The following is a 17,713-nucleotide window of genomic DNA, read 5'->3' on the forward strand; positions in this document are numbered from 1 at the left end:
GTTAGAGCAGACCCGCCTGAGTCATGAGTTCAGTGACCTTCTTGCTGTCGAACTTCGAGGTGTCAACCTTCGGGGCCTCGAGCGAGGCGAGCGGCGGGAGCTTGGGGTTGGCCTTGGCGCCATTGCCGACCGGGTACTCCCAGACGTCGCCGCCGCTGAGAACCGCCTGCCCCTTCGGGCCGGTCACGAACGCGACGAACTGCTGCGCGGCTTCGGCATTCTTGCTGCCCTTGAGGACACCGGCGCCGGAAACGCTGACGAAGGCGCCCGGGTCTTCGTGCTTGAAGTAGTGCAGCTTGACGTTGTTGCTGATGTCGCCCGTCTTGGCCTGGTCCTGGAACCAGTAGTAGTGGAACGTGACGCCACCTTCGACCTGACCGGAATTCACGTTCTGGTAGACGGCGATGTTGTTCTGGTACGCGGTGCCATCGTTCTTGAGCGACTTGAGCCAGCTCTCGGTGGCGTCCGCGCCCTTGAGCTCGAGCATGGCCGCCATGATCGCCTGGAAGTCGGCATTGGTGGCGGCGCTCCAGCGGCCCTTCCACTCCGGCTTCTGCAGGTCGAAGATCGACTTCGGGAGCTGGTCCTCGGTGAGCTTGTCCTTGTTGTACGCGAAGACGGTCGAGCGGGCAGCAGCACCGGTCCACTTGCCCGTCGAGGGGCGGTAGGCCTCCGGGACCTGGTTGAGCGTCGCCTGATCGAGCCCGGCGAACAGGCCCGCGTTCTCGACGAGCGCCATCGCCGGCGAGTTCTCGGTCAGGAACACATCAGCGGGCGAGGCGTCACCTTCAGCAACGAGCTGGTTCGCAAGCTCAATGTCGCCGGCACGACGAATTGCCACGTCAATGCCGGTTTCCTTCTTGAATGCCTCGACCCACTCGTTGGTGAGCGACTCATGCTGACCGCTGTAAACGGTGATGGACTTCGCCTTCGTCGAACCGCCGCCGCTGGTCTCGCCCTTGCTGCAGGCGGCCAGACCGGCTGCCGCAGTTACGGCCGCGGCGGTCACGAAGAAGTGCCGACGGTTCATCACCATGCCCACCGAATGCCCCCTGCAATTGACGTTATGAGGTATGGCTAACCACACTACCAGCGCAAGATCGTCGTTCTACCGCGCCGATTGGATTCACAGGATCTTCGACGCAAGCGCATATCCTCACCTGGTGATCAGAATGGTCCTGGCGATCGCCGCGATTGGCATCCTCGTCCTCTTGCTCGTGGTGACGGGTCTCGCCCTACGCCATTTCATGGCCGACGCACGGAAATCGAGCCGGTACAAGCTCAACGCGCGTTTCCGTGAAGAGGACATGCTTCGCCACGACGTGATCGCCCATTGCTACGGCTTCGAATCCGGCAACGGCGAGCAGTACCGCGGCAACGGCGCGCTCGTGCTGACGAATGAAATGATCTGGTACTCGAAGATGGCCACCGACGAGATGCTCGAGATCCCGATGTCGTCGATCCGGGAGGTCGAGATCGAGATGGAATTTCGCGGCGAACTCGGCGAGGGCCGACTGCTCATCGTGACGTTCGAACGAAACGGCCAGAACGATCGCGTTGCGTTCTTCACCGAGGCGCCGTTCGAGTGGCGCATCGCGATCCTCAACCTGTCGCAGCATCCGGGGACCTGATCGTGCCCGGTCCACTCGAAGTCGATCCCATTCACGCCGCCTACCAGCAGTGGATCGACGCGGGCTGGGGTGATGCGGCCGACGGGATGGCTACCGTGACCTCGGTGATTCGGGCCCAGCAGATCCTCATGGCTCGCGTCGATGAAGTGCTTCGACCGCTGGGACTGACGTTCGCGCGGTTCGAACTGTTGATGCTGCTGCGCTTCAGCCGGACCGGCAGGCTTCCGATGAGTAAGGCGAGCACGCGACTGCAGGTACATCCGGCCAGCGTCACCAATGCCGCCGATCGCCTCGAGGCGGCCGGCTTGGTGCAGCGCACGCCACACCCGAGCGATGGCCGGACGACGCTCATCGAACTCACCCCGACCGGCCGCACAGTCGTCGAAAACGCGGCGACTGCCCTCAACGAGCACGTCTTCAGTGTCCCCGGAATCAGCAACACCGCCGCGCGCGAACTCGTCGCCGTCCTCACTGGCTTACGACGTGAGGCCGGCGACTTCAACGCGACGGCGAAGAGCTTCGATTAGCTGTTGCTGAAGTTCGGCGAGCGCTTCTCCAGGAATGCGCCCATGCCTTCTTTCTGGTCTGCAGTCGCGAACAGCGACTGAAAGACACGACGCTCGAAGCGCAGGCCCTCAGCGAGCGTGACCTCGTACGACTTGTTGACGGCTTCCTTGGCAAGCAGTGCCGACGGCAGCGACATCGCGGCGATGGTGTTGGCCACCTCGAGTGCAGAATCGAGCAGTTCCGCGGCAGGAACGACGCGCGAGACGAGCCCGATCCGGTCCGCCTCGGCGGCGTCGATCGTGCGTCCGGTGAGCACCAGATCCATCGCCTTCGGCTTGCCGATCGCGCGGGTCAGGCGCTGCGATCCACCCATTCCCGGGATGATTCCGAGCTTGATTTCGGGCTGACCGAACTTCGCGGTGTCAGCCGCGATGAGGATGTCGCACATCATCGCCAACTCGCATCCGCCACCCAGCGCAAATCCGGCCACCGCCGCAATGAGCGGGGTGCGCGCATTAGCCACGCTTTCCCAACCGGCGAGGAAATCGGTCAGGAAGACGTCCATATATGACTTCTCCGACATCTCCTTGATGTCGGCCCCCGCAGCGAATGCACGCTCGGATCCGGTGATGACTATCGCCCCGATTTCCGGGTCCCTGTCGAACCCCCCAACCGCAACGGTGAGATCGGCCAGGACCTGCGAATTCAGTGCGTTCAGCGCCTTCGGACGGTTGAGCGTGATGAGTCCCACGCGCCCCTTCCGCTCGGTCAGGATGGTTTCGAATTCGCTCATTGCAGGACCTTTCGAATTTCAACTCTCGACTGCGGGCAGCGTAGCGTGAGGTGTCGTACACCACGCCAAGCCGTCTTGGGGGCGACTTCAGCGTTGTGACATACTTCAGTTTCGCCATGAACCACCCGATCTATTCGGGAAAAGACGTGCAGATAGCCGAAAAAGGACCCCGCACCCATGACTTCCCGCCCGTTGCGCGTTGCGATCGTCGGAGCCGGCCCGGCCGGAATCTACGCCGCTGATGCGTTGATGAAGTCCGAGACCCCGGTCAGCATCGATCTGTTCGAGAAGATGCCGGCCCCGTTCGGACTCATCCGCTACGGCGTTGCGCCCGACCACCCGCGCATCAAGGGCATTATCGACGCGCTGCACAAGGTCCTGGACAAGCCAGAGATCCGCTTGTTCGGCCACGTCGACTTCGGCGTCGACCTCAAGCTCGAAGACGTCGAGAAGCTCTACGACGCGGTCATCTTCTCGACCGGCGCGATCGCTGACCGTGAGCTCAAGGTTCCGGGCATCGACCTCGAGCGCTCCTACGGTGCCGCCGAGTTCGTCGCCTGGTACGACGGCCACCCGGACTTCCCGCGCACCTGGCCCCTCGAGGAGGAGAAGGTCGCGGTCATCGGCGTCGGTAACGTCGCCCTCGACGTCGCGCGCATGCTCGCCAAGACCGGCGACGAATTGCTGCCGACCGAGATCCCGGACAACGTCTACCAGGGTCTCAAGCAGAACAAGGCCGTCGAGGTCCACGTCTTCGGACGTCGCGGCCCGGCCCAGGCGAAGTTCTCCCCGATGGAGCTCAAGGAACTCGACCACTCGCCGAACATCGAGGTCATCGTCGATCCGGAAGACATCGACTACGACGAAGAGTCGATCGCCGAGCGTAACCGCCACAAGATGACCGACCAGGTCGCGCGCATCATCGAGCAGTACGCGATCCGCGACCACGGCGACCGCCCGCACCGCATCTACCTGCACTTCTTCGAGAACCCGATCGAGGTTCTCGGCGAGGATGGCAAGGTCGTCGGTCTGCGTACCGAGCGCACCGAGCTCGACGGCACCGGAAACGTCCGCGCCACCGGCAAGACCACCGACTGGGACATCACCGCCGTGTACCGCGCGGTCGGCTACCTCTCGGACGACCTTCCGGAGATCCCGTTCGACACTCGTGCCGGTGTCATCCCCAACGCTGCGGGCCGCGTCCTCAAGGACGGTTCGCACCTGACCGGTGTCTACACCACCGGTTGGATCAAGCGTGGTCCGGTCGGCCTCATCGGCCACACCAAGGGCGACGCCAACGAGACTGTTGCCTGCCTGCTCGAGGACCACGCAGCGGGTAGCACCTTCAAGCCGGAGACGCCGGAAGAGTCCGCCATCGAGAAGCTTCTCGAAGAGCGCGGCATCCGCTACACCACCTGGGACGGCTGGTACCGCCTCGACGCTCACGAGCGTGCACTCGGCGAGCCGCACGGCCGTAACCGCATCAAGGTCGTGGAGCGCGAAGAGATGCTCGACGCATCAGGCGCCTAATTCATTAAGTTGCAGGAAACCCCGCGCTGAGCGCGGGGTTTCCTGCGTTTTCGGTGAGCTGTTGCCCAGATCACACGATAAAGGAATTACTTGGACGTCCAACTAAAGCGTACTATTACTTGGACATCCAAGTAATTTTGAGGAGATCGACGTGCTGCACACACCCGAGCACCCCGTTCGCTTCGTCACCGCTGCTGCCCTGTTCGACGGCCACGACGCCGCGATCAACATCATGCGCCGCATCCTGCAAGCTCAGGGCGCCGAAGTCATCCATCTCGGGCACGACCGTTCGGTCGCCGAAGTCGTCAACGCCGCCCTCGAAGAGGATGTCCAAGGCATTGCCGTGAGCTCCTACCAGGGCGGTCACGTCGAGTATTTCGAATACCTGTCGGAGTCGTTGCGCGCTGCCGGCGCCGGCCACATCAGGCTCTACGGTGGTGGCGGCGGCGTCATCGTGCCGGCGGAGATCGCACGTCTGGCGAAGGCCGGCGTCAAGATCTTCTCCCCCGAAGACGGCCAACGCCTCGGCCTGCCCGGGATGATCAACGAACTCATCCGCGAGTGCGACACCGACCTGAGCGCCACTCCCCCGACCGCCGACGAGGTCATGTCCGGGCAGCGCACCGCACTTGCCCGAGCGATCACGTGTCTCGAGGCCGGTCATCCGATCGAGGGTCTCACCACCACCCGTAAGGTGCCGGTCCTCGGCATCACCGGTACCGGTGGTTCGGGCAAGTCGTCGCTCACCGACGAGCTGGTTCGACGCCTGCGCATCGACCAGCAGGACAAGCTGCGCGTCGCGGTCATCGCGGTCGACCCGACCCGTCGCCGCGGCGGTGGCGCGCTCCTGGGTGACCGCATCCGGATGAACTCGCTCGATGGAGACCGAGTCTTCTTCCGCTCGATCGCCACCCGCGGATCACACGAACTCCCCGAATGCATTCCCGCCGTCATCGAGGCGTGCCAGGCCGCAGGATACGACCTGGTCATCCTCGAAACGCCTGGTATTGGCCAGGGCGACGCGGCCATCGTTCCGCTCGCGGACGTCTCGCTGTATGTCATGACCCCGGAATTCGGTGCCGCTTCGCAGCTCGAGAAGATCGACATGCTCGACTTCGCCGACGTCGTCGCGATCAACAAGTTCGAGCGCCGCGGTGCCGCCGACGCACTGCGCGACGTCGCCCGCACGATGATCCGCAACCGCGAGGCATGGCACTCGACCCCGGAAGACATGCCCGTCTTCGGCACGAGCGCCGCCACCTACAACGACGACGGCGTGACGGCGCTCTACCACCACCTTGCCGAGCTGCTCGGTTTCGAGCGCGGAATTCTGCCCGTCGGCGAGACCAAGTTCTCGACCCGCACTCGCGAGATCATTCCGGGCAAGCGGGTCCGGTACCTCGCCGAAATCGCCGACTCCGTCCGCGAATACCACGCCGAGACGGCCCGTCAGGTTCTTGCGGCGCAGCGTCTCCAGCGTCTCGAAGCCGTTCGCGCCGAGCTCGAATCCGCCGACCTCGATGTGCTGATCGAAGGTGCTCGGGGCGACCTGACGCCGGCGAACAAGCAGCTGCTCGACCACTGGCCGGCGATTGCGTCCACTGACATTCCGTTCCGGAAGTCGCTGTCGGGCTTGAAGATTCCGAAGGTTTCCCTGCCCCGCTACACCGACCACGGCGAACTGCTGCGGTTCCTTCGGTCCGAGAACATGCCCGGCCACTTCCCCTTCACCGCGGGTGTCTTCCCGTACAAGCGCGAAGGTGAAGACCCGGCACGAATGTTCGCCGGAGAGGGCGACGCATTCCGCACGAACCGCCGGTTCAAGGTGCTGTCCGAGCACTCCGATGCCAAGCGCCTTTCGACCGCCTTCGACTCGGTGACGCTGTACGGCCGCGACCCGGCCGAGCGCCCCGACATCTACGGCAAGGTCGGCACCTCGGGCGTCTCGATCGCCTCGCTCGACGACATGAAGGCGCTGTACGACGGTTTCGATCTCCTCGCCCCGACGACGTCGGTGTCGATGACGATCAACGGCCCCGCGCCGACAATCCTCGCGTTCTTCTTCAACACGGTCATCGACCAGGCGCGCGAAAAGGGCATCGACCCGGCAGCCGCGTTGCAGGCCGTCCGTGGCACGGTGCAGGCCGACATCCTCAAGGAAGACCAGGGCCAGAACACCTGCATCTTCTCGACGGAGTTCAGCCTCCGAATGATGGCCGACATTCAGGACTGGTTCATCCGCCAGCAGGTCCGGAACTTCTACTCGGTGTCGATCTCGGGCTACCACATCGCCGAAGCCGGCGCGAACCCGATCAGCCAGCTGGCGTTCACCTTGGCGAACGGCTTCACCTACGTGGAGACGTACCTTGCTCGTGGCATGAACATCGACGACTTCGCGCCGAACCTGTCGTTCTTCTTCAGCAACGGCATGGACCCGGAGTACTCGGTGCTCGGCCGTGTCGCACGCCGGATCTGGGCTGTCGCCATGCGCGATCGGTACGGCGCCAACCAGCGGTCCCAGAAGCTGAAGTACCACGTCCAGACTTCGGGTCGTTCGCTGCACGCGCAGGAGATGAACTTCAACGACATCCGGACGACGCTGCAGGCCCTCATCGCGATCTACGACAACTGCAACAGTCTGCACACCAACGCCTACGACGAGGCCGTCACCACTCCCAGCGAGGAATCGGTCCGTCGGGCACTCGCGATCCAGCTCATCATCAACAACGAGTGGGGCCTGGCGATGAACGAGAACCCGCTGCAGGGTTCGTTCATCATCGATGAACTCACCGACCTGGTCGAGGCCGCTGTGCTGAAGGAGTTCGACCGGATCAGCGAGCGTGGTGGCGTGCTCGGTGCCATGGAGACCGGCTACCAGCGCGGCAAGATCCAGGACGAGTCGATGCTCTACGAGCGCCGCAAGCACGACGGCACGCTCCCGATCATCGGTGTCAACACCTTCCGTGCGCCCGATGGCGATGCTCCGCAGAAGGAACTGGTTCTGGCCCGCGGCACCGACGACGAGAAGCAGTCGCAGCTCGCGCGTGTCCAGAACTTCCAGGAGCGGCACCAGTTCGAGGCCGCGGAAGTGCTCGACCGTCTGCGGAAGGCCGCAATGAGCGACAGCAATGTCTTCGACGTCCTCATGGATGCCGCTCGCGTCTGCACTCTCCAGCAGATCACCGAGGCGTTCTTCGAGGTCGGCGGTCAGTACCGCCGGAACGTCTAGACGCTGTTGGCGGCCAGAAACGCGAGGATCTCTTTCAGCGCGTTCTGGCCGTCGGCGTTGTCGAGGTTGAACTGGTATTCGTGCGGCAACTTCGGCTCGTGATCCTTCGGGTAGAAGAGCTTTGTCACCGAAACACCGAGCTTGGTCAGTTCATCGGCGAACGGAATCGACTGACCGTCCGTCAGCGGATCGGCATTGCCGCCCGTGATGAACGCCGGCGGGAAATTCGCGTTGACGTGGTAGAACGGCGACATCTGGCGGATGAGTGGGCCGTCGAATTCCTCTTTGCCGGTGTACGCCCACACGGTCGTTTCGTCGCCCCAGTTGAGGATCGCCGGGAGGTCAGCCCCGGGCTCCGCCAACGACTCCATCTTGTAGATACCGCAGGTCAGCACCACACCTGCCAGCTGATCCGGGCGGAGAGTCGGCGTGATACCGACCTCGCGCGCGTAGTCCGGGTTCGTGATGATCGCGGCCATCTGGGCAGACAGGTTCGACCCCGCTGAGTCGCCTGCCAGGAAGATCTTCGTCGGGTCCGCGTTGAACGTCGCCGCGTTCTTGGAGACGTAATCGAATGCCGCGTTGAGGTCGTGGAGCGGAGACGGATAGTGCGAATCCGGCGCGAGCGAGTAGTTCGGCGCCGCCACGACGTAGCCACCCTTGGCGAGGAGTTCGAAGTACACCGCGTCGTCGGCTTTGTCGCCGGAGAGCCATGCGCCACCATGAACCCAGATGACAATCGGGCGCGGTTTCGCCGACTTGTGCGCCGACTGGTAGACGTCGAGATCCATACCTGATCGGTATTCGACGTCCTTCGTGACGGCCACCCCGGCCGGAGTGTGCGCCTTCAGTTTTTCGGCTCTTTGATCGGCACCGTGCGTGAACACCGCACGGATGGCCATCGCACCTGGCCAAGGCGTGAATTGGCACCATACGAAGACCGCGATCACCACGATCAGGACGGCTGCGACGGTGCCCGCCACGCCGTGCACAATTCTCCGCACCGCCCGATCGTGACACGTCGCGGAGGCAGCCGTTCGGCTATTGGAGTCGAGCGTAGAGCAACCGAAGTTCTTCGGCGCCAGCGGCGACAGCCCTCTCGTCGGGGCTGACCACACGTAGCGCCCGGCGAAGGAGCGCCGGATCGAGATCTGCGGGTGCGGGCACATACGACGGAGTCGGCAACGTCGGAAGAACGATGCGATCGCCGTAGGGGTCGTCGGTCGCGGCGACCGCGTTCTCCACTCCCGCGATGAGCGCGTCGATGTCGACGCCGCGAAGCGTCAGCATCGCGACCGGATTCGTGTCGAGGTGCTCCGCGAGCAGATAGATCGCTGCCGCAACGTGTTTGCACGGGTAACCCATGTCTGGGCAGGAACAGTCGAAGTCCAGGTCGGAACCCGAATCCGGCAACAATGCCGAGCCGAGTTCCTCGGGCAGAGAACCGGAGACGATCTCGGCCAGCATGCCGGGCGATTCCCGGACTGTCGACGCGAGCGTGGCTATCTCATGGTCTTCCAGCGGCCGAACCAGGAACCGGGCGATGAACGGATCGTTCTGGCTGCCTTGCACTTCCGCGACGACTTCGCCGGCCGACACCTGGAAGTCGATCACTTGGCCGGTACGGGCATAGCTACGGCCGCGACTCATCCGTCCCTTTTCGGCGAGCCGCTCGACGGTATCGACGAGCGTTCGGCCCCACCATGACCGGCCGAACTTGCCCGATCGGGATTTCGCTTCGACGCCGCCGCGGACGCTTCGGCGAGGACCGTACTGCTGCCAGGAGCCAGTCATTCCGCCACCGCATCGCGGTCAAGTCGAAGAAGTTCACGCAACTCTTCGTTGCCGAGCTCAGTCACCCAACCTTCTCCGGTTCCGACCACGAGGTCCGCGAGTTCCTTCTTGGATTCGAGCATCGCGTCGATGCGCTCCTCAACCGTGCCGACGCACACCAACTTCCGCACCTGGACGTTCTTGCGCTGCCCGATCCGGAAGGCCCGGTCGGTCGCCTGGTTCTCGACCGCGGGATTCCACCATCGATCGAGGTGAACGACGTGATTCGCCGCCGTGAGGTTGAGTCCGGTGCCGCCGGCCTTGAGCGACAGCAACATGATCGGCGGACCGTCCGGACCTTGAAAGCGCTCGACCATGTCGTCGCGCCGCGACTTGCTGACTCCACCGTGAAGGAACGGGATCTCGATCCCGAATCGCTCGGCGAGATAGGGCGCCACGAGGTCGCCGAATTCCTTGAACTGCGTGAACAGCAAAGCCTTCTCCCCGTCGGCAAGCACCGAATCGAGAACGTCCTCGACGAGCGCCAACTTTCCGGACCGATGGTGACCGCGACGCATGACGCCCGATCCGTCGCCGAGGAAGTGCGCCGGGTGATTGCACACCTGCTTCAACTTCGACAGTGTCGCCAGCACCGCACCCTTACGTCCCATGCCTTCAGACTGTTCGATCTGGCGGAGCATGTCGTCGACGATTGCCTGGTACAACGTGGCCTGCTCGCTGGTGAGGTTGGCGTGGATCGTCATCTCGACCTTCTCGGGCAGGTCCGAGATGATCGTCGGATCGGTTTTCACACGCCGGAGCACGAACGGTCCTGTCACCATCCGCAGACGTGCTGCGGCGAGTTCGTCCTTCTCGCGCTCGATCGGGACAGCGAACCGCGCGCGGAACGACTGCGCCGACCCCAGCATCTTGGGATTCACGAAGTCGAGCAGCGATCGAAGCTCTTCGAGTCGGTTCTCGACCGGGGTTCCGGTCATCGCGAGGCGGTGGCGCGCCGGAATCGATCGCGCCGCTTTGGCCTGACCAGTCGATGCGTTTTTGACGTATTGCGCCTCGTCGAGAACGATTCGCTCCCATCGCGATTCCTTGAGATGCGCGATATCGCGGGCGAGCAACGCGTAGGTCGTGATGACCAGATCCGCCTTCGCGGCTGCATCAGCGAAGGCGTCGCCACTGTGCCGGCCGGCGCCGTGGTGGACGAGAACCTGCAGGCCGGGCACGAATTTCGCAGCCTCACGCTGCCAGTTGCCGACGACCGACATCGGGCACACGAGGAGCGTCGGCAGCGGGCGGCGTTCCTCCCGCTCGTGCGCCAGCAGTGACAACACCTGCACGGTCTTTCCGAGACCCATGTCGTCCGCCAGCACGGCACCGAGCGAATGGCGGTCCATGAAGGCCAGCCAGTTCAGACCGCGCTCCTGATACGGACGCAGCGTCGCTTTCAAGGTCGACGGAATGGGGACCGGCTCCGGATTCTGCCGGGCATCGAGCAGTCCCGCGACCCAGCCGGTCGCCTGGATCTCCTCGACCGGAACGGGCGGCGGCGCGTGCCCGGCCAGCGTGCCGATGAGTGTGCCGAGTGTCGGTTGCTCCTCGGCCTGGGACACCAGATACCGGAGGGCCTGGTGGACTACTCGATGGTCGGCCTGGACCCAGCTTCCGCGAAGGCGGACGAGATCGGACTTCGCTTTGGCGAGCTGGATCATCTCCTCGTGGGTCAGTACGGTGTCGCCGAGCGCGAGCTCCCAGTCGTAGTCGACGAGCTCGTTCATCCCGACCGCGGACCCCTCGACCGCGACCGTCGGCGACGAGCTCACCTTGACGCGCAACGTCGGCGACTCCACGCGCCACGCCCGCGGAAGGAGCAGCTCGAAGCCGTGTGCGCGAAGTGCTTCGGCACCATGTGCCACGAGGTCGATGACCACCGGAGTCGGAAGCAGGAGATCGAGCGTGTACTGGTCGGCCGGCACGTCCCGAAGTCGCGGATAGACCGACATCGCGTCGCCGAGCTTGCGGATCGCGATCTGCAGCAGCTTCGGATCGCCGCCGCGAATCTGCACTGCCTTCGGAGCCTCGCCCTCGGAACGAAGGCACACCTCGAGTCGCCACAGCGCGTCGATCTCCGCGGGACTGTCGTCGTCTGGTTCCCCCAGGCGAAGCACGAGTTCGGGTTCGCCAGCGCGCAGCGTCTCCCGCCACTGTTGAAGCACAGTGCCCATCTGATGGGTTGCCAGGGGGATCGGATCTCCGGTGACCAGAGCCGTCGCCAGCGGATATTCGGTGCGCGGTGCACCGATGATCGACGCCGCGATGGGGCCCGTCAGCTCGCGGCAGATGTCCGCGAGGACGTCGTGCGGAGTGCCCTCGGCATGTTGGACGGCAGGCATCGCGGCCGCGAGCTCGGCAAGCCACGCACGCTGGGCGGCTCCACCGACCAGACACCAGCGGGCCCACCACTCCCCTTCGGCGCGATAGATATCCGGCACGATGCGGCCCGCGCGCACCCACACCTCGATTCCCCTCGCCACGTGACGCAGGTACCGCAGGTCGCCGGCGAGGCCGACATCGTCGCCTGCGGTGAGGAGCAGGCGGGCCGCACGATCCGGCGACGAAGCGTAGGCCGAGCGGGGTGACGCCAGCTCGCCAGGGACCTTGACGGCGATCGAGTGGCGGAACTTCTGCATCCGGGCAAGTTCCCCGAGGGCGCCGGTCGGCGCCGGCTCGAGGTCGTCTTGCCAGAGCAAGAGTCCCCGTCCGATCGACCAGTACCCGTGCAACATGCCGACTATCCAATCACTGCCCTACGACAGGTTGTGCAGTCAGAGTCCCGCGAGCGCCGTCAGAGCCGGCCCGGAAAGCCGGTATCCGGTCCATTCGCTCTGCGCCGCTGCACCGATCGATTCGTAGAACGCAATCGACGGCGCATTCCAGTCGAGCACCGACCAGCCCAGCCGCGTGTACCCGTTCTCGACGCATTCCTTCGCGAGTGCGGCGAGCAACCGGAGTCCGTGGCCGGCACCACGGTTCTCGGGTCGCACATACAAGTCTTCGAGATACAGGCCGTGAACCCCGTCCCACGTGCTGAAACTCAAGAACCAGACAGCGATTCCGACGACCTCACCAGCCTCAGTAGCCACCTGGGCGAAAACTTTCGGAGATTTCCCAAATAGTGCAGTTTCCATCTGCGCCGGCGTGACCGTGCATTCCGATGCCAAGCGTTCGTAGCTCGCCAAATCGTGAATCAGTTCGACGATCGCCGGAACATCGGACATCTGCGCTGGGCGCACATCGTGGGACATATCTGACGTTCTACCGGACTTCTCGGGCCGCTCGCCGCCGGGACTTGTCCGAGGGGCGGTCCATGATCGACCGCGTCGCCACGAACTCGGCGGCACACACCTCCGGAGAAGGGACCTTCGATGCAAAACACCTTTCCGAACCCGTCGGACGTAGTCAGCGGACTCCGACTGATGTACGCGGACGCCTACGACTCAGGTCCACACGACACCCTGTTCTCGCTGCTGCTGCATTCGAACGGCCAACTCGCCGGAGTCGCCAGCGTGCCGGCTCATGCATCTGACGACACCCTGCGAGACTGCGCGCAGGAGGCTCACCTCCGCGCGGCAGCAACATCGACGGTCCTCGTTGCCGTCTCCAATCGGCCGATGGCTGTGCTTAGAGGCGCAGCAGGCTTCTACGTCGAGCACCCGCAAATGCTCATCGGGGTCGATTCGCTGCAGTCCGGCAGCTGGACGGAGTACATCAGCGGCACGAGCGGGCGGATTGACCGGTCGGCGGCGATCCATGCTGGCAACCGATTCCTCGGACACTGGGAGTTCTGTACGTTCTCGGAGACTTTTAGCCGGGACAAGTGGAGCTTTACGAAGCCGACCAAGTTCAAGTCGATCGAGACGCCGCTCGAACGATTCACCCGCAGCATTTCCGCGGGGCGGTCGTTCCACGACCACTCGCGCACCGGCGGCTTGCTGATCTACTCCGAACACAGCCGTGACGAAGCGATTCGAGCGATCGATATCAATCCCGCCCGCGCCATGGAAATATTCGCTGCGGCCGCCAAGGACCTATCCGAGGACGCCCGAATCGAAGCTGTTGTGGCGGCGGGAGTCGCGGCGTTCTTTGCCGGCAAGCGTTGTATCGCCGAGCATGCCTACCTCGTCGCCGGCAGTGAATCCAAGGAGCACCCGCTGCGGTTCGACGAACGGATGTTGGCCGCACTTGGCGCACTGGTCACTGGCGAGGTGAGCGCGTCATCAGCGTCGGAACTCGTGCGGCTCTTTGCGCCGGTCAGCAAGACCGCATGACCCGACTCGCGATCGTCTGTACTGCCTTGGTGCTGGCGGGTTGTGCTGCAGTCCCGCCGGCACCGGGCAGTCCGCCGCGCAGCGAGATCGAGAGGCTGCTGTCGGCGGTTCGCGTCGTCGATCACCGGCCCGAGGTTCCCGGCTACGAACGCAGCTGCAAAGTCGGCGACGGATGTGTCTTCGGCCCAGCCTGGTCCGACGACACCGATGCGCCCGGCGGTCACGATGGCTGCGACACCCGGAACAACGTCCTCGCCGCACAGTTGACGAGCGTCGCGTTCAAACCCGGTACCCATGATTGCGTCGTTCTCAGCGGAATCCTGCACGACCCGTACTCGGGTGAGGAGGTTGCATTCGATCGGTCTCGCTCCGGCGACGTGCAGATCGATCACGTCATTCCGCTCGCGGCGGCGTGGGATTTGGGCGCTGCGCAGTGGACTCTCGACAAGAGGATGCGGTTCGCCAACGACCTCGAGGCGAACCTTCTGGCGGTGCGCGGAGACGAGAACCAATCGAAAGGCGACTCGACACCGGGCGAATGGCTCCCGGAACCTGCCTACAGATGCTTTTATGTCACCAAATATCTGGCCGCTTCAATTCGCTACGACCTACCGGTTACTGCCGCGGACTATCAAGCAGTGCAGCGTGTTTCACGCAATTGTTGATCATGGTGGCCGGTTCCGACTTTTCGGCGCATTCTATTTAGTACAGCGACACATGCTGCTCAACAAGGAGGGGTGATGAGTGTCAAAAGCACTTATCCCGTTCAGCTGATCCAGCCCGATGGGCGACGCGTACTCAATCGCGAGTACAGCAAGATGGTCAGCGATATCGGGCCGACGCAACTGCGTCAACTGTATGAAGATCTCGTCGTTGTCAGACGAATCGATTCCGAAGCCACCGCGCTTCAGCGCCAGGGCGAATTGTCGCTATGGGTGCCTCTGCTCGGGCAGGAAGCCGCGCAGGTCGGATCGGCACACGCTCTCGAACGCGACGACTTCGTCTTCCAGAGCTACCGCGAGACCGGCGTCGCGTACTGCCGCGGCGTTCCACCGTCGGACATCCTGCCGATGTGGCGAGGCGCCACGTTGTCGAACTGGGACCCCTACGAGTTCAACATCACCAATCCGGGCATCGTGGTCGGCTCTCAGGGATTGCACGCGACCGGATATGCATACGGTGCGCACCTCGATGGTGCTGACATCGCCGTGATTGCCTACTTCGGCGACGGCGCCACCAGCCAGGGCGACATGGCCGAGGCAATGGTTTTCGCGAGTACCTGGTCGGTTCCGTTGGTGTTCTTCTGTCAGAACAACCAATGGGCAATCAGCGTTCCCGTGACGACGCAGAGCTCGACGCCGCTGGCACAACGCGCGACCGGGTACGGCATTCCGAGCATCCAGGTTGACGGAAACGACGTTCTCGCCGTCCTCGCCGTGACCCGGATGGCTGTGCAGCACGTCCGCGAAGGCAACGGTCCGTTCTACATCGAAGCCCTGACCTACCGCATGGGGCCACACACCACCTCCGACGATCCGACCCGCTATCGGACGCAGGCTGAGCTCGAAGTGTGGAAGGCCCGCGATCCGATCCTGCGAGTGCGCCGGCTACTCGAAAACGAGGGTCTCTTCGACACTGAGTTCGAGTCGCGAATCCAGGCGAAGGCCGACTCGATCGCCGCCGATCTCCGCGCGGCCACGATCGCTCTCGAGACCCCTGCCCCGCTGACCATGTTCGACCATGTCTACTCCACGCCACATGCGTTCCTGGAGGAAGAAAAGGCTGAATACGCTCGGTACCTCGCGGACGGCGAGGAGGTGGCGTCATGACCATCATGACGTTCGCCGCCGCCCTCAACGCCGGACTCCGCAAGGCATTGGAGAACGACCCGAAGGTGCTCATCATGGGCGAAGACGTCGGCACGCTCGGCGGCGTCTTCCGCGTGACCGACACACTCCAGAAGGACTTCGGCAACAACCGCGTCATCGACACTCCCCTCGCCGAGTCGGGAATCGTCGGCACCGCGTTCGGTCTCGCGATGCGCGGCTACCGTCCGGTCTGCGAGATCCAATTCGATGGATTCGTGTACCCCGCGTTCGACCAGATCGTTTCGCAGGTCGCGAAGATCCACTACCGCACCCAAGGGCGGGTGAAGGTACCGCTGACGATCCGCATCCCCTTCGGCGGCGGAATCGGCGCGGTCGAACACCATTCGGAATCGCCCGAGGCGTATTTCGCGCACACCGCCGGCCTCCGGGTAATGACTCCGAGCAACCCGGTCGACGCCTACTCGATGATTCAGCAGGCAATCGCGCTCGACGATCCGGTCATCTTCTTCGAGCCGAAGCGCCGGTACTGGGACAAGGCCAACGTCGACCTCGAGCACCCGCTCGGGTTCCCGCTGGACCGCGCCCGCGTCCTGCGGACCGGCACTGATGCGACGATCGCCGCGTACGGACCGATGGTCGCAACCGCGATGGCCGCCGCCGACACCGCCGAGTCCGAGGGACGGTCACTCGAGGTCGTCGACCTACGATCCCTGTCCCCGATCGATTTCGACACCCTCGAGTCGTCGGTCCGCAAGACCGGCCGACTCATCGTGGTGCACGAGGCTCCCGTGTTCGCGGGGCTCGGCGCCGAGATCGCTGCCCGCATTGCCGAACGCTGCTTCTACCAATTGGAGGCACCCGTGCTCCGAGTCGGAGGTTTCGACACCCCCTATCCGGCATCCCGGCTGGAGATGAACTTCCTGCCGAGTCCGGACCGGATTCTCGCCGCCGTCGACCGCGCCCTCGCGGCATGACAACGCAGGAGTTTCGCCTACCTGACCTCGGAGAAGGACTCACCGACGCCGACCTCGTCGAATGGAAAGTCGCCGTGGGAGACGCGGTCGTGCTCAACCAGGTCATCGCCGAGGTCGAGACGGCGAAGGCGCTCGTCGAGTTGCCATCACCCGTCGCGGGAACCGTAGCTGAGCTGATCGCCAAGCCCGGCGAGACCGTGCTCGTCGGAGCACCCCTCCTGACGTTCGAGACGGACGAGAAGATGCTCGTCGGAACCGGGCCGAAGAAGGAGGAGTCGACCCGACGACGTCCGGATGCGAAGCCGGCAGCGCGCAAGCTCGCACGCGAACTCGGCGTCGATCTGTCGGCCGTCCAGACCGACCGGCCCATCACCGTCGAGGACGTACGCATGCCGGTCGTCGGGGTCCGCCGCGCGACCGCGGAGGCGATGACGGCGAGTGCGAACATCCCGTACGTCACCGAGTTCTTGACGGTCGACTGCACGGCGTCCGCCGACCTCATCGCCCATCTACGGGCCTCGCCGCACTATGAGGGCGTCCGGGTGACCGCTCTGGGAATCATCAGTCGGCTGTGCTGTCTGTTGATGCCGGAGCACCCCGCGATCAACTCGCGATGGGCGGATGACGAGATCATCCAGTACACGACGACTCATCTGGGAATTGCCACGGCAAGTCCGCGGGGCCTCTTGGTTCCCGTCATCCGGGATGCCGCGAAGTTCCGACTCCGCGAGATGTGTCAGGCGATCGAGACCGTCACCAGCGTCGCACGGTCCGGCCAAGCACAACCGAGCGATCTGCGCGGAAGCACCTTCACGATCACCAATATCGGAGTCTTCGGAGTCGACACCGGAACCCCAATGCTCAATCCCGGAGAGGCCGCGATCCTCGCTCTCGGCAAGGTCGCCAAGCGGCCGTGGGTTGTCGACGATCAGGTGGTGCCCCGCTGGGTGACGACGCTTGCCTTGTCGTTCGACCATCGCCTGGTTGACGGCGAACAAGGATCCAAGTTCCTGGCTGCTCTCGGCGACGCACTGTCGGACCCGCTGCCCCTCCTCGGCTAGGCGGGGGGCAACACAACCCGGACGTCATCAACGCCGGTCAGGT

15 protein-coding genes are annotated in these 17,713 nt (G+C 64.0%); 9 read left to right on the top strand and 6 right to left on the bottom strand.

Features of this window, described 5'->3' with window-relative positions:
- Window position 1: 1 nt before the first annotated feature.
- Window positions 2-1,036 carry an iron ABC transporter substrate-binding protein gene (locus F600_RS0105795; protein WP_018159645.1) on the bottom strand — a complete coding sequence of 345 codons (1,035 nt, stop codon included), beginning with the start codon at window positions 1,034-1,036 and terminating at the stop codon, window positions 2-4.
- A gap of 127 nt (window positions 1,037-1,163) precedes the next feature.
- On the opposite strand from F600_RS0105795, the gene F600_RS0105800 reads away from it, so the two are divergent.
- On the top strand, window positions 1,164-1,631 hold the full coding sequence (locus F600_RS0105800) for a hypothetical protein (RefSeq protein ID WP_156024435.1): 468 nt from the start codon (window positions 1,164-1,166) through the stop codon (window positions 1,629-1,631).
- A 2-nt stretch (window positions 1,632-1,633) separates the two neighbouring features.
- Entirely contained in the window at window positions 1,634-2,158 is a 525-nt protein-coding gene (locus F600_RS0105805) for a MarR family winged helix-turn-helix transcriptional regulator (protein WP_018159647.1), read from the top strand.
- Here the strand turns inward: F600_RS0105805 and F600_RS0105810 are convergent.
- Complete coding sequence (locus F600_RS0105810) at window positions 2,155-2,931, bottom strand: enoyl-CoA hydratase (RefSeq protein WP_018159648.1); 777 nt, start codon at window positions 2,929-2,931, stop codon at window positions 2,155-2,157. The two genes, F600_RS0105805 and F600_RS0105810, sit on opposite strands and share 4 nt — an antisense overlap.
- Before the next feature lie 177 nt (window positions 2,932-3,108).
- On the opposite strand from F600_RS0105810, the gene F600_RS0105815 reads away from it, so the two are divergent.
- A complete protein-coding gene (locus F600_RS0105815) occupies window positions 3,109-4,461 on the top strand; it encodes an FAD-dependent oxidoreductase (RefSeq protein WP_018159649.1) in 1,353 nt (450 codons plus the stop codon).
- Window positions 4,462-4,612: 151 nt separating this feature from the next.
- Window positions 4,613-7,690 carry a fused isobutyryl-CoA mutase/GTPase IcmF gene (icmF, locus tag F600_RS0105820; RefSeq protein ID WP_018159650.1) on the top strand — a complete coding sequence of 1,026 codons (3,078 nt, stop codon included), beginning with the start codon at window positions 4,613-4,615 and terminating at the stop codon, window positions 7,688-7,690.
- On the opposite strand, the gene F600_RS0105825 is transcribed toward icmF, so the two are convergent.
- Genes F600_RS0105825 through F600_RS0105840 form a run of 4 tightly spaced genes read right to left on the bottom strand, consistent with a single transcriptional unit; the run spans window position 7,687 to window position 12,783 of the window.
- Window positions 7,687-8,694, bottom strand: a complete 1,008-nt coding sequence (locus F600_RS0105825) for an alpha/beta hydrolase (protein ID WP_026306214.1) — start codon at window positions 8,692-8,694, stop codon at window positions 7,687-7,689. The genes icmF and F600_RS0105825 overlap by 4 nt on opposite strands.
- 37 nt (window positions 8,695-8,731) lie before the next feature.
- On the bottom strand, window positions 8,732-9,484 hold the full coding sequence (locus F600_RS0105830; protein WP_018159652.1) for an SWIM zinc finger family protein: 753 nt from the start codon (window positions 9,482-9,484) through the stop codon (window positions 8,732-8,734).
- Window positions 9,481-12,264, bottom strand: a complete 2,784-nt coding sequence (locus F600_RS0105835; RefSeq protein WP_018159653.1) for a DEAD/DEAH box helicase — start codon at window positions 12,262-12,264, stop codon at window positions 9,481-9,483. The genes F600_RS0105830 and F600_RS0105835 overlap by 4 nt, the downstream gene beginning before the upstream one ends.
- Window positions 12,265-12,303: 39 nt before the next feature.
- Window positions 12,304-12,783: a GNAT family N-acetyltransferase gene (locus F600_RS0105840; RefSeq protein ID WP_018159654.1), complete on the bottom strand. Its 480-nt coding sequence runs from the start codon at window positions 12,781-12,783 to the stop codon at window positions 12,304-12,306.
- A 120-nt stretch (window positions 12,784-12,903) separates the two neighbouring features.
- On the opposite strand from F600_RS0105840, the gene F600_RS0105845 reads away from it, so the two are divergent.
- The 5 genes from F600_RS0105845 (at window position 12,904) to F600_RS0105865 (ending at window position 17,670) form a co-directional block, all read left to right on the top strand.
- A complete protein-coding gene (locus tag F600_RS0105845) occupies window positions 12,904-13,806 on the top strand; it encodes a hypothetical protein (protein WP_018159655.1) in 903 nt (300 codons plus the stop codon).
- Window positions 13,803-14,471, top strand: a complete 669-nt coding sequence (locus F600_RS0105850; protein ID WP_018159656.1) for an HNH endonuclease family protein — start codon at window positions 13,803-13,805, stop codon at window positions 14,469-14,471. Before F600_RS0105845 ends, F600_RS0105850 begins: the two co-directional genes overlap by 4 nt.
- 75 nt (window positions 14,472-14,546) lie before the next feature.
- Window positions 14,547-15,635 carry a pyruvate dehydrogenase (acetyl-transferring) E1 component subunit alpha gene (pdhA, locus tag F600_RS0105855; RefSeq protein WP_018159657.1) on the top strand — a complete coding sequence of 363 codons (1,089 nt, stop codon included), beginning with the start codon at window positions 14,547-14,549 and terminating at the stop codon, window positions 15,633-15,635.
- On the top strand, window positions 15,632-16,609 hold the full coding sequence (locus tag F600_RS0105860; RefSeq protein ID WP_018159658.1) for an alpha-ketoacid dehydrogenase subunit beta: 978 nt from the start codon (window positions 15,632-15,634) through the stop codon (window positions 16,607-16,609). The genes pdhA and F600_RS0105860 overlap by 4 nt, the downstream gene beginning before the upstream one ends.
- Complete coding sequence (locus tag F600_RS0105865; RefSeq protein ID WP_018159659.1) at window positions 16,606-17,670, top strand: dihydrolipoamide acetyltransferase family protein; 1,065 nt, start codon at window positions 16,606-16,608, stop codon at window positions 17,668-17,670. Before F600_RS0105860 ends, F600_RS0105865 begins: the two co-directional genes overlap by 4 nt.
- Window positions 17,671-17,713 lie beyond the last annotated feature (43 nt).

Origin of the sequence: Smaragdicoccus niigatensis DSM 44881 = NBRC 103563, assembly GCF_000380645.1 — a bacterium.
Taxonomy (GTDB): Bacteria; Actinomycetota; Actinomycetes; order Mycobacteriales; family Mycobacteriaceae; genus Smaragdicoccus; species Smaragdicoccus niigatensis.